The organism is Streptomyces sp. NPDC043746, assembly GCF_056436485.1.
Genome location: NZ_JBWKCM010000004.1, coordinates 328,932 through 340,601 on the forward strand (window position 1 = coordinate 328,932; position 11,670 = coordinate 340,601).

Here is an 11,670-nt window from a genome sequence, read left to right on the forward strand (position 1 = left end):
TGGGACAGAGGTACAGACGATCGAACCGGATCGAAAGGAACAGATTCCCGATCACTCCCCGGGTGAACGGAGAAAACGCCGTGCTGACGCGTATACGGTCGCCGCTCCCCGGGACCCGTCGAGCACCCCGGGCGTACGGTGCCGCGGCGGGGGCCACGGCGGCCGGGCCGCCCCTCGGTGGCCCCGGGAGCGATACCCGGAGTGACCGTCGGGCGGACCGGGAGGAGGCGGTACCGTACGCGCCCGGAACCCCGGGGTCAGCGCCGCGATCCGCCCAGCCGCCCCTCCAGCTGCACCAGCAGTTCGCTGAGCCGGGAGCCGAGTTCGGCCCGGCTCCGCTCGTCGAGCCCCGAGAGCACCGCCCGTTCGTACGCGAGCTGTTCGGGCAGCAGCCGGTCCACCAGGGCACACCCCTCGTCGGTGAGGCGGACGTGGGCGACCCGGCGGTCGCGCTCGTCACCGCGGCGGTCCACCAGACCCCGTTCCTGGAGGGCCCGCAGCCGCTTGGTGACGGCGGCTCCGGAGGAGAAGGTCTCCCGGGCCAGCTCGCCCGGGGTCAGCTCCCGGTCGGTACGGCGTACGGCGCCGAGGAGGTCGAACTCGGCGCGGGTCAGCCCGGCGGAGCGCAGCGGGGCGTCCTCCGCCTGCTGGAGCAGCGCGGCGCAGCGGTTGATCCGGCCGATCAGCTCCATCGGGCCGGTGTCCAGCCCGGGGTTGACGGCCTGCCACTGCCGTACCACCGAGGCAACGATGTCGTCGGTCACTCCGCTCCGTTCGCAGGGGCAGGGACCGCTGCACCGCGCCGCGCCTTCGGGGCGCGGGCGGCCGGACCCAGCCGTTGTGCTGTCGCGGTGAGCGTACGGTGTCCGGCCTGCTCGGCCGCGAGAACCTCCTGCTCGGGCAGGGCGCGCTGCCACCACTCCCCCGCCGCGGTGTCGGCGGCCTCGCGCAGTTCGACGAGGCTCGCGGTCAGCGCGCGGCGCGCCCGGGCCCGCTCGGCAGGGGGCTGCCCGGCCGCCCGTTCCGCCTCCGTGCGGGCCTTCGCGGTGGCGTGAAGTGCGCGCTCGACGCGGCCCGCCGCCCTCCGGTTGGTGACGAGCGCCGCCGCGAGGAACCCGGCGAGCGCGCCGAGGACGGTGTCCAGGACCCGGTCGCCGATCAGCTCACCGGCCGGGTGCGGCGCGCCGAACTCCAGGACCAGGAGGGCCATCGGGGTGACGGCGACGGAGCCGAGCCAGTAGTTCCGGGTGATCAGGGCCTCGGCGGCGAAGCCGAAGAAGAGGCAGCACAGGACGAGCGCGAGCGGGGTGGTGCGGGAGAGCGGCAGGACGGCGGCGAAGACCAGGACGCCCAGGAGGTTGCCCAGGGTGCGCTGGAGGGTCCGGTTCCAGGTGAGGGTGATGTTGGCCTGGTAGAGGGAGGCGGCGGTGACGATCGCCCAGTAGGGGCGGCCGACGCCGAGGGCCGCGCAGAGGTAGCCGGCGAGCGCGCAGCCGGTGAGGGTGCGGACGGCGACGGGGAGCAGCGGCGATCCCGGGCCGAGGCTCCGCAGCAGGGTCCGGCGGGCGGCACGGCGGCGGCCGGGGTCCCGCAGGGCGGCCCGCTCGGCCTCGATGCCGCACAGCTCGGTGGCGGTGGCGTACTCCGCCTCGGACCCCGGCGGAGGCGGCAGGGGGACGGGTCCGCGCGCCCGGGTCAGGGCCGCCAGGTCCCGCAGCCTGTCCGCCTCCGCTTCCGGGTCCGTGGCCGGCGGGGTGACGGCCGCCTCCGCGTGCGCCACCAGCCGTTCCAGGGAGCGTCGTACGGGGGTGGGGCGGCCGGAGGCGAGCAGGCACTGCCAGGCCGCGTGCACGGCGGCGGCCGCGGCCCGGTGCGTACGGGGCCCGGGGTCGGCCACGCGGTCGGCGGCGGCCGCCAGGGCACGGGCGACGGCCCGTCGCTCGGGCCCCTCACGGCGGATCAGAGCGGGCCCGACACAGACCAGCCAGGCCACCGCTCCCGCCGCCAGGGTCAGGGCCAGATGCGCCGGGACCTGGCCGAGGCGCTGCGGGGCGAACAGGGCGGCGGAGCTGACGAAGGTGAGGATGACGTGGCCGGGCGGGCCGATGCGGGTCGCGTCGCACCCCGCCTTCTGGACGGAGGCGAGCAGCGCGCCGACCGCGACGAGCACGCCGGTGGAATGGGTGAGCGAGGCGGTGACCAGCGCGGTCCCGAGCCCGGCGGTCATGGCGAGCACGAGGCGGGCCAGGGTCCCGGCCCGTCGGGCGTACGGCAGGCCGTGCCCGTACAGCGCGCAGAGAGAACCGGCCATCGTGTAGACGACGAGGTCGAGTCGGCCGAGGGCGAGCAGCGTCAGCTGCGGTACGGCGGAGGCGGCCACCACGCTCAGCGCGGGTTTGAACCAGGTGTCCGCCGGGCGGGCGAGCCGGAGCGGGGCGACGAGGGGAAGGCCGCGGGGCCGGGACCTCCGGGCCGAGATGGATGCATCACTCACCCATATACGTTAACAGGTATTACACCTGTAAACGACATTCTGCCGGATGCTGCTCCCTCCCGGTCCGGGGACCGGCCCCGGCGGCTCTGTTCGACCGCACAGATCCTGACGCACACTGTTCCGCGTCACCGGTGCCCCATATTCTTTGAATCTTCATACGACTACTACGATGACGGGCCATGACCAGGGTGAGCACGCGGACCGACCGGCAGAGGCGGCGCTCCCGCGTGCCCGCCTCGCCGGTCTGGGTCTTCGCCCTGCTCTCCCTGCTCTTCTGCTGCTCGGTCACCTCCCCGGCCGCCGCCGCCGTTCCGGTGGCGGCGGAGGCCGCGGTCCCGTCCTCCGTACGGACGCTGACGCCGGTGACCGGTCTGCACATCGAGCCGGTCGCCATGGCCGTCCCCGTCGACCGGGGGCTGGGAACCTCGTGCCACGGCGGCTCGACCCACTCGGCGGCCGTGGTGCTGCCGGTGGCGACCGCACCCCTCGCGCCCCCCTCCCCCGTGGCCGTCGTGCCCACCGCCCCGCTGACCGGGGCGGCCGCCGTCCGGGGGCCCTCCCACGACGGTGTCCACTCCGTCGATCAGCTGCGTCTGCAGGTTCAACGGATCTAGAGCCGGGTCCGCTCCTCCCCCCTCCGCGCCCCCCGTGCCGGAGTGGTGGGAGCGGCTGCCCGTATGCCCTGTTTCCCCTCCCCTCCCTGTATCGACCCGGATGCATCCGCCGCATCCGCTGAACGACGAGGATCTCCCATGGCTTCCGCCAAGAACCCGAACTCCCCCGCCGCCGCCCGCCGCGCCAAGCTCGAGGAGGCCCGCCGCAAGGAGCGGGCCCGTGAGCGGCGGGGCCGCCTCATCACCATCGGCGCGTCCGTCGCCGTCGTGCTGGCGCTGGTCGCCGGGGGCGGCTACCTGGTCCACCAGGCGAACGAGAAGGACAAGAAGGAGGAGCAGGCCCGGAACTCGCCCGTCACCGGTGAGCGCACGTGGAAGGACCTGAAGCAGGGCCACGTGGAGACGAAGGTCGACTACCCGATGACCCCGCCGGTCGGCGGTGACCACAGCCAGGTCTGGATGAACTGCAACGCGGACGTCTACACCGAGGAGATACCGAAGGAGAACGCCGTGCACTCGCTGGAGCACGGCGCGGTCTGGGTGACGTACAACGACAAGGCGTCGGAGGCGGACGTCAAGGCGCTGACGGAGAAGGTCAAGTCGACTCCGTACTCCCTGATGAGCCCGGTCAAGGACCAGAAGGACCCGCTGATGCTCAGCGCGTGGGGCAAGCAGGTGACGGTGGACAGCGCGTCGGACGCGCGCGTCAACCAGTTCTTCACCAAGTACGTCCAGGGCCCGCAGACCCCTGAGCCGGGTGCTGCCTGCACGGGCGGGCTCGACAGGTGACCCCCGTGGCCGACTCGTTCTCCTCGACCCGGCGGATGGTGCTCGCGGGTGCCGTCGTGCTGGTGCTGGCGGTGGGGCTGGTGGCGCTGATGGTCGGGCGCCCGTCGTCGGCGTCCCCGTCCGCGGGGACGGCGCAGTCCGCTCCGGCGGAGGGGTCGGCGGACGCGGGGTTCGCCCGGGACATGGCGATCCACCATCAGCAGGCGGTGGAGATGTCGTTCATCGTGCGCGACCGCACCGAGGACGAGGACGTGCGGCGCCTGGCGTACGACATCATCAACACCCAGGCCAACCAGCGCGGCATGATGCTGGGCTGGCTGGAGCAGTGGGGCCTGCCCAAGAGTTCGCCGGAGCCGCCGATGACGTGGATGGGCCACACCATGAAGCCGACCGGCGACGGTTCACTGATGCCGGGCATGGCCACGACCGCCGAGCTGAAGGAGCTCAAGGCGGCTGAGGGCACGGCGGCCGAGGTGCTGTTCCTCCGGCTGATGACCGTCCACCACCAGGCCGGGGTGGACATGGCACGCGCCGGGGCCGAGAAGGCCGGCACCGACGTCATCCGCAATCTGGCGAAGGGCATGGTCAACGGTCAGGAGTCCGAGATCGGGCTGATGGCGAGCATGCTGAAGGCGCGCGGCGCCCAGCCGTGAGCCGGTGGGCGGCCGCCTTCCCCGCGGGACGTTCCGTGGGAAGGGGGCCGCCCGTGGTGCCGTCGGCCGCATCGGCATCACATAGGCTCGGCGACGATATGAAGAGCATCCTCACTCCGCTGGGGCCCAAGGCCGACAAGGACACCGTGCGACGGCACAATCTGAGCCTGGTACTGCGCGCCGTCCGGGACGAGGGCGAGAGCGGGGAGGCGACCCGCGCCCAGGTCTCCGCCCGGGTCGGGCTGACGCGGGCCGCGGTCTCCTCGCTGGTCGAGCAGCTGATGGAGAGCGGCTTCCTCACCGAGTCGGGCAAGACGTTCAGCGGCCAGGCCGGGCGCCCCGGTACCGCGCTCAAGGTGGCCCGCACCGGCCCCGCCGGGCTCGGTGTGGAGATCAACATCGATTACGTGTCGGTCTGCGTCGTCGACCTCGCGGGCACCGGCCGGGTCCGCCAGACCGAGCACCTCGACAACCGGGGCGCACCCGCCGAGCAGGTCCTCGCCCGCGCGGCCCGGATCGCCGCGCGGACCCTGGACTCGGCGCGCGAGCAGGACCTGCGCCCGGTGGGCGCCACGCTGGCGCTGCCCGGGCTGGTCTCCGGCGGCGCGGTGCGGCAGGCCCCCAACCTCGGCTGGAACGAGGTCCCGGCGCAGGAGCTGTTCGCCGAGGCGCTCACCGCTCTGCGGCCGGGCCACCCGGTGCTGCCGGTCGCCTCGGAGAACGAGGCCAACCTCGCGGCCCTGGCCGAGCTGTGGTTCGGCGGGCTCGGTGGCGCACGGAGCTTCCTCTATCTGACCGGCGAGATCGGGGTCGGCGGAGCGCTGGTGCTCGGCGGCGAACTGCTGCGGGGCGCGCACGGGTTCGCCGGGGAGATCGGCCATGTCGTGGTGGACCCGGACGGGCCGGAGTGCCGGTGCGGGTCCCGGGGCTGCCTGGAGCAGTACGCCGGACAGACGGCGCTCCTGCGGGCGGCCGGGGTCGACGGGTCCGGGGGCGGTGCCGGGGTGGTGGAGCTGGAGCGGCGCGCGCGGGCCGGGGACGGACCGGCGGTGGCGGCGCTGACGGAGGCGGGCCGGATGCTGGGCCGGGTGGTGTCGGGGGCGGTGAACCTGGTCGACCCGGACGCGGTGGTGCTCGGCGGGATCTACCGTGGCCTGATGCCGTGGCTCTCGCCGCCCGCCGACGAGGAGCTGACCGGCCGGGTGGTGTCGGGGCTCTGGTCCCCTGGCAGCGGCCGGCTCCGCGCGTCGTCGGTGGCGGGCGACGCGGCGCGGGGGGCTGCGGCGCTGGTGGTGCAGGACGTGCTGGAGGACCCGGTGGCGTACGCGGAGCCTTACGGGGTGTGAGGCGGGGCGTACGGAAGTGCGGCCCGGCGCCTTTCCCCCGAGGGCGCGGCGCCTTCCATGAAGGGCCCGGCGCACCTTGACGGCGGGCCTGGTGCCCTTCCCGCGGGCCCCCCGGCGCCCTTCCGCGGGCCCGTGCGGTCCGCGGGCCGGACACCGTCGGGAAGGGCCCGACGAGCCCGGCCCCCTCCCGACCGGCCCGGAGCCCCCGCGAGGGCTGGGCCCGCCCCCGTACCCTCAGCGCACGCCCAGCAAGTGGTCCATGGCCAGCTGGTCCAGCACCTCGAAGGCCATTCCGCGTTCCGCCGCCGCGTCCACGTCGAACTCCTCGTACGCCGTGCGGTCGGCGAGCAGCGCCGCCAGACCGTCCCCCGCGGTCGGGCGCGCCAGCTGGTCCAGGCGGGAGGCGCGCAGCGCGGCCCGTACCTCGGGGTCGGCGCGGAAGGCCGCCGCGCGCTCCTTGAGGATCAGGTAGTTGCGCATGCACCCGGCGGCCGAGGCCCAGACGCCGTCGTAGTCCTCGGTGCGCGGGGGCTTGAAGTCGAAGTGGCGCGGGCCCTCGTAGCCGCTCTCCAGCAGGTCGACGAGCCAGAACGCCTGGCGCAGGTCGCCCGCGCCGAAGCGGAGGTCCTGGTCGTACTTGATGCCGGACTGGCCGTTGAGGTCGATGTGGAACAGCTTGCCCGCCCACATGGCCTGGGCGATGCCGTGCGGGAAGTTGAGCCCGGCCATCTGCTCGTGCCCGGTCTCGGGGTTGACCCCGACCAGCTCGGGGCGCTCCAGCCGCTCGATGAAGGCGAGGGCATGGCCGATGGTGGGGAGCAGGATGTCGCCGCGCGGCTCGTTCGGCTTGGGCTCGATGGCGAAGCGGAGGTCGTACCCCTGCTCGGTGACGTACTCCCCCAGCAGGTCGAAGGCCTCCTTCATCCGGTGCAGGGCCAGGCGTACGTCCTTGGCGGCGCCGGACTCCGCGCCCTCGCGGCCGCCCCAGGCGACGAAGGTGGTGGCGCCGAGTTCGACGGCGAGGTCGATGTTGCGCAGCGTCTTGCGGAGCGCGTACCGGCGCACCTCCCGGTCGTTGGCGGTGAACGCGCCGTCCTTGAAGACGGGGTGGGTGAAGAGGTTCGTCGTCACCATGGGCACGACCAGGCCGCTCGCGTCGACCGCCTGCCGGAACCGCTTGACGATCGCCTCGCGCTCGGTCTCCGTCGAGCCGAAGGGGATCAGGTCGTCGTCGTGGAAGGTCACGCCCCAGGCGCCCAGTTCGGCGAGGCGCCGGACGGACTCGGCGGGGTCGATGGCCGCGCGGGTGGCGTCGCCGAAGGGGTCCCGGCCCTGCCAGCCCACGGTCCACAGACCGAAGCTGAACTTGTCCTCGGGGGTGGGGGTGAAGCGTTCCGTCATCGTCGTCCGACCGCCTTCGCCTGCTGTCGGGGCCGGGCCCGCATGCCCGCCACCCCTATTTGTTCACTGTCATGATTAATCATGCACGGGGTTCCCTGCCAGCGGAACCCCTGCTGCTGCGGCGAGTTCCCCCGCGACCTGTTCCCGAGGGCTGCGATCACGTAATTTGTTCGCGATACAGTCGAATGAACTCCACGACCCCATGCCCGTGGAGTCGCCCCCGCCACGCGAAAGAGGCCGCCCATGTCGTCACGTACCGTCGTCATCGGCGTGGACAGCTCCACCCAGTCCACCAAGGCCGCCGTGATCGACGCCGTGACCGGCGAGCAGCTCGCGGTGGCCCGGGCCCCGCACACCGTCACCGGGGAGTCCGGGGCCCGGGAGAGCGACCCGGAGGTGTGGTGGCGGGCACTGGGCGACGCGGTGGCGGCGGGCCTGAAGTACGCGGGCCTGCCCGCCCGTTCGGTCACCGGGATCGCGGTGGCCGGTCAGCAGCACGGGCTCGTCGTGCTGGACCGCTCGGGCCGTCCGCTGCGGCCCGCGCTCCTCTGGAACGACACCCGCTCCGCCCCGCAGGCCGCCGCGCTCACCGACGCGCTGGGCGGCCCCGAGGCCTGGACCGAGCGGACCGGGTCCGTGCCGGTCGCCTCCATCACCGCCTCCAAGTGGCGCTGGCTGTGCGAGCACGACCCGGAGGCGGCGAAGGCGGCCGCGGGCGTCCGGCTGCCGCACGACTTCCTCACCGAGCGGCTCGCGGGCGTGGCCGCGACCGACCCCGGGGACGCCTCCGGCACCGGCTGGTACGCCACCGCCACCGGCGCGTACGACCCCGGGCTGCTGGACCTCGTCGGCCTGGACCCGGCCCTCCTCCCCCAGGTCGCACCCACCGGGGCGACCCGGATCGGCTCGCTCACCGGCACGGCGGCCGAGGCGCTGGGGCTGCCGGCGGGGATCGCGGTCGCGGCGGGGACGGGCGACAACATGAGCGCGGCCGTGGGGCTGGGGCTCGGCGGCGACGGGCTGCTGGACCACCCGGTCCTCTCGCTCGGCACGTCGGGCGTGGTCTTCGCCGCCTCCCGTACGCGCTCCACCGACCCGGCGCTCTCCGGGTTCGCCGCCGCCGACGGTACGTATCTCCCGCTGGCCTGCACCCTCAACTGCACGCTCGCCGTGGACAAGGTCGCCGCCCTGCTCGGCCTGCACCGCGAGGACACCGCCCCCGGGGGCGAAGCCGTCCTGCTCCCCTATCTCGACGGCGAACGCACTCCGGACCTGCCGACCGCCGCCGGGCTGCTCACCGGGCTGCGCCACGACACCACCCCGCAGCAACTGCTGGGCGCCGCCTACGAGGGAGCGGCCGTCACCGTACTGCGGGCGCTGGACACGCTGTTGCGGGCCTGCGGTCTCGACCCCGACGCCCCCGAGGTGGCCGCCCGGCCGCTGCGGCTGATCGGCGGAGGGGCGCAGGGGCGGGCCTGGGTGGAGACGGTGCGTCGGCTCTCCGGCCGTCCGCTCGTCATCCCGGCCCGCGGCGAACTGGTCGCCCTGGGAGCTGCGGCGCTCGCCGCGTCGGCCTCGGGCGGCGGGGACCCGGTGGCGCTGGCGACGGCCTGGGGGGCCGGTGAGACGGGTCGTCGACTCGACGCCCAGGAGCGGGATTCGGCGACCTGGCAGCGGGTCACCTCGGTGCTGGACCGGGCCGCGGAGCCGCTGCTCGGCGGCTGACGGACAAGCAGGGTTTGGCCGTCGGCGGCCCCGACGACGACCGCCGACGGCCCCGGTTGGGAATACCAACTGATTTTCCATAGGATCCGGCGATGATCACAAGAAATCGGCTGACGGCCGGGGTGTGCATAGCACTGGCCACCCTGGCCGCCGGGCTCGGCACCGCGATCCCCGCGGCCGCCGACGGACCACCCGCCACCCCCGCCCCCAAGGTCGAACTCGTCCTCGACGTCAGCGGATCCATGCGCGCCCGCGACATCGACGGCCAGTCCAGGATGCTGGCCGCGAAGCAGGCGTTCAACGACGTCCTGGACGCGGTGCCCGAAGGGGTCCACCTCGGCATCCGCACCCTCGGCGCCGACTACCCGGGCGAGGACCGCAAGGTCGGCTGCAAGGACACCAAGCAGCTCTACCCGGTCGGCCCGCTGGACCGCACCGAGGCCAAGGCCGCCGTCGCCACCCTCGCCCCGACCGGCTGGACCCCGATCGGCCCCGCACTGCTCGGCGCCGCCGACGACCTCGAAGGCGGCGACGGCACGCGCCGGATCGTCCTCATCACGGACGGCGAGGACACCTGCGGCCCGCTCGACCCGTGCGAGGTGGCCCGGGAGATCGCGGCGCGCGGTACCCACCTGGTCATCGACACCCTCGGCCTGGTGCCCGACGCCAAGATCCGCCAGCAGCTCACCTGCATCGCGGACGCCACCGGCGGCACCTACACCGCCGTCCAGCACAAGGAAGACCTCTCGCGCCGGGTGAAGCAGTTGGTGGACCGGGCGGCCGAGCCGGTCGCCACCCCGGTCGCCACCGAGGGGGCGGGCAGCTGCTCCGCCGCGCCCGAGCTGAAGGCGGGCCTCTACACCGACCGCCAGGTGATGGGTGAACACCGCTGGTACCGGGTCGACGTGCTGCCCGGTCAGGAGCTGCGCGCCTCGGTGAGCGTGGCGGCCGACCGCGCCGTCGACAACGACTACGGTGTCCTGCTGCGCGCGGTGACGGCCTCCGGACGCGAGATCGTCCGGGGCGAGGCGTCCGGCACCGGACGTACGGATGTGATCTCGTCCGGTCTCCGCTATCCCAAGGCCGAGGTGGAGGACGGTGACGACGGCAGCGGCAAGCCCGCCGCCGAGACCGTCTGCCTCCAGCTCTCCAACGCCTTCTCCGCACCCGCCTCGGTGAAGCGCACCCCGGGTCTGCCGGTCGAGCTGACCGTGGACCTGGTGGACGGACCGGACCAGGCGTCCGACGTGGCCGCCTTCGGCCTCGGCCGCGGCTGGTGGCTGCTGGGCGCCCTCGTGCTGACCGGACTGGTCGCGGGGCTGCTCTTCGGCTGGATCTCGCGCTGGCGCATCGCCGTATGGAGGACCAACTGATGGTGACGACGACTTCCCACCGGGCCCGCACCCGTGGTGTGCGACGCGCGTTCGCCGGGGCACTGCTGGCCGGGCTGACCCTGTTCACCTCGGCGGGCACGGCAGCGGCCGACGACCCGGCGCCCAGCGCGAGCCCGGGTGACGAAGGCTCCGCCCCCACCGAGGCGGGCACCACCTTCCGTACCGCGACCGCGCTCCAGCAGGGCCAGACCGGCACCGCGCAGGCGTCGGCGGGCGACTACCTCTACTGGGTGTTCCCGGCCGACACCGGCCAGCGCGCCACCGTCCGGGCGACGGTCAAGCTGCCGCAGGGCGAGGCGAAGCGTTCGGCCTCCACCTGGCAGATCGACGTGTACGACGGGCTGCGCCGCCGCCAGGCGTGCAGTTACGGCCACCAGACCCGCAAGGCGGCGGCCGACGCGGCGGCGGTGGAGCTGTCCTGTGTGCTGCGCACCGTACGGTCCTGGTCCGAACCATGGGCCAACGACCCGCTGCCGGGCAGCTACTACGTGCGGCTGACGGTCGTGAACCTCCCGGCCGACGAGCTGGGGCTGCCGTTCGGGGCCGAGGTGCGGGCCGACGTGGCGGACGCGGGCGGCGCCCACCACGTGGACGGCACGCTCGCGAAGCCGCTGGTGCCGGGTATCTCGGTGACCGGCGCGTCGGGCACCTCCCAGGCCCGGGCCGCCGTTGAGCCGGAGGGCGGCTGGGCCTCCGGCTGGTGGACGAGCCGCTGGCTCTGGACGGTCGGCGGCGGGGTCCTCGCCGCGCTCGCGGGCGTGTTCGGCTACTCGCTGACGCGGGGCCGGGGCCGCCCGGCGCACGTGCCTCACGGGGTCTGAGGGCCCTCCGCGGACAGCGCCCTCGGGCTGCCGCCCGGCCGGCCGCCTCCCCGCCCCTCGGCGATCCCGAACGGGACCGCTCCGAGACGGGGAGGCACGGCCGGTGCGGCAGTTCGGCGAGGAGAACCCGTGGGGGGGCCGTGTCCGCGGTGCGACCCGGCGATCGCGGCGTACGCCGGCAGGCGGGCGAGCGGCAGCCGGATCGGCGACGGGTGCTCGACGCCCTTCGCGCCGGTCGTCCCGGTCAAGATCGTCTGCATCCAGCCGATCGCGGGGCTTTGACCGTCCGCATCCGACGACCACGACGGCTGGGCTCGTCAACTCGCTTGCCCACCAAGACCGATGGCAGATTCCGGCCACGGCGGCCCGACACTCTGGCGGAGTGGCGCCCTCATCGCGTTCGATGAAGTTCGAACGATTGCGCGCCACTCAC

The 11,670-nt window shown here is 74.1% G+C and carries 11 protein-coding genes; 8 read left to right on the top strand and 3 right to left on the bottom strand.

Features of this window, described 5'->3' with window-relative positions; translation table 11 throughout:
• Nucleotides 1–257: 257 nt before the first annotated feature.
• Together AC0682_RS07125 and AC0682_RS07130 are read right to left on the bottom strand one after the other, a co-directional pair.
• Nucleotides 258–764: a MarR family winged helix-turn-helix transcriptional regulator gene (locus tag AC0682_RS07125; protein WP_478531403.1), complete on the bottom strand. Its 507-nt coding sequence runs from the start codon at nucleotides 762–764 to the stop codon at nucleotides 258–260.
• Entirely contained in the window at nucleotides 761–2,494 is a 1,734-nt protein-coding gene (locus AC0682_RS07130; protein WP_478531405.1) for an FUSC family protein, read from the bottom strand. The genes AC0682_RS07125 and AC0682_RS07130 overlap by 4 nt, the downstream gene beginning before the upstream one ends.
• 179 nt (nucleotides 2,495–2,673) lie before the next feature.
• On the opposite strand from AC0682_RS07130, the gene AC0682_RS07135 reads away from it, so the two are divergent.
• The 4 genes from AC0682_RS07135 to AC0682_RS07150 all read left to right on the top strand — a co-directional run bounded on the left by AC0682_RS07135 (nucleotide 2,674) and on the right by AC0682_RS07150 (nucleotide 5,896).
• A complete protein-coding gene (locus AC0682_RS07135; RefSeq protein ID WP_478531407.1) occupies nucleotides 2,674–3,108 on the top strand; it encodes a hypothetical protein in 435 nt (144 codons plus the stop codon).
• A gap of 138 nt (nucleotides 3,109–3,246) precedes the next feature.
• Complete coding sequence (locus AC0682_RS07140; RefSeq protein ID WP_254811338.1) at nucleotides 3,247–3,897, top strand: DUF3105 domain-containing protein; 651 nt, start codon at nucleotides 3,247–3,249, stop codon at nucleotides 3,895–3,897.
• A gap of 35 nt (nucleotides 3,898–3,932) precedes the next feature.
• Complete coding sequence (locus AC0682_RS07145; protein WP_478531486.1) at nucleotides 3,933–4,550, top strand: DUF305 domain-containing protein; 618 nt, start codon at nucleotides 3,933–3,935, stop codon at nucleotides 4,548–4,550.
• A gap of 98 nt (nucleotides 4,551–4,648) precedes the next feature.
• Nucleotides 4,649–5,896 (top strand): ROK family protein, encoded by a 1,248-nt coding sequence (locus AC0682_RS07150; RefSeq protein WP_478531409.1) that lies wholly within the window; start codon nucleotides 4,649–4,651, stop codon nucleotides 5,894–5,896.
• A 234-nt stretch (nucleotides 5,897–6,130) separates the two neighbouring features.
• Here the strand turns inward: AC0682_RS07150 and xylA are convergent, their stop codons facing one another.
• Nucleotides 6,131–7,297 carry a xylose isomerase gene (xylA, locus tag AC0682_RS07155; protein ID WP_478531411.1) on the bottom strand — a complete coding sequence of 389 codons (1,167 nt, stop codon included), beginning with the start codon at nucleotides 7,295–7,297 and terminating at the stop codon, nucleotides 6,131–6,133.
• A 243-nt stretch (nucleotides 7,298–7,540) separates the two neighbouring features.
• Here xylA and xylB point away from each other — a divergent pair, with 243 nt between their 5' ends.
• From xylB to AC0682_RS07175, 4 genes are all read left to right on the top strand, one after another.
• Nucleotides 7,541–9,022: a xylulokinase gene (gene xylB / locus AC0682_RS07160; RefSeq protein ID WP_478531412.1), complete on the top strand. Its 1,482-nt coding sequence runs from the start codon at nucleotides 7,541–7,543 to the stop codon at nucleotides 9,020–9,022.
• A 92-nt stretch (nucleotides 9,023–9,114) separates the two neighbouring features.
• Nucleotides 9,115–10,395, top strand: coding sequence for a VWA domain-containing protein (locus AC0682_RS07165; RefSeq protein ID WP_478531414.1), 1,281 nt, complete (start codon nucleotides 9,115–9,117; stop codon nucleotides 10,393–10,395).
• Nucleotides 10,395–11,237 carry a hypothetical protein gene (locus AC0682_RS07170; RefSeq protein ID WP_478531416.1) on the top strand — a complete coding sequence of 281 codons (843 nt, stop codon included), beginning with the start codon at nucleotides 10,395–10,397 and terminating at the stop codon, nucleotides 11,235–11,237. Before AC0682_RS07165 ends, AC0682_RS07170 begins: the two co-directional genes overlap by 1 nt.
• A 129-nt stretch (nucleotides 11,238–11,366) precedes the next feature.
• Entirely contained in the window at nucleotides 11,367–11,519 is a 153-nt protein-coding gene (locus AC0682_RS07175; protein WP_478531417.1) for a hypothetical protein, read from the top strand.
• The last annotated feature ends 151 nt before the right edge of the window (nucleotides 11,520–11,670 follow it).

Coding starts and splice junctions, on each gene's coding strand:
- xylA (WP_478531411.1), bottom strand. CDS start 7,297: ATGACGGAACGCTTCACCCCCACCCCCGAGGACAAGTTCAGCTTCGGT.
- AC0682_RS07165 (WP_478531414.1), top strand. CDS start 9,115: ATGATCACAAGAAATCGGCTGACGGCCGGGGTGTGCATAGCACTGGCC.
- xylB (WP_478531412.1), top strand. CDS start 7,541: ATGTCGTCACGTACCGTCGTCATCGGCGTGGACAGCTCCACCCAGTCC.
- AC0682_RS07135 (WP_478531407.1), top strand. CDS start 2,674: ATGACCAGGGTGAGCACGCGGACCGACCGGCAGAGGCGGCGCTCCCGC.
- AC0682_RS07150 (WP_478531409.1), top strand. CDS start 4,649: ATGAAGAGCATCCTCACTCCGCTGGGGCCCAAGGCCGACAAGGACACC.
- AC0682_RS07140 (WP_254811338.1), top strand. CDS start 3,247: ATGGCTTCCGCCAAGAACCCGAACTCCCCCGCCGCCGCCCGCCGCGCC.
- AC0682_RS07145 (WP_478531486.1), top strand. CDS start 3,933: ATGGTGCTCGCGGGTGCCGTCGTGCTGGTGCTGGCGGTGGGGCTGGTG.
- AC0682_RS07170 (WP_478531416.1), top strand. CDS start 10,395: ATGGTGACGACGACTTCCCACCGGGCCCGCACCCGTGGTGTGCGACGC.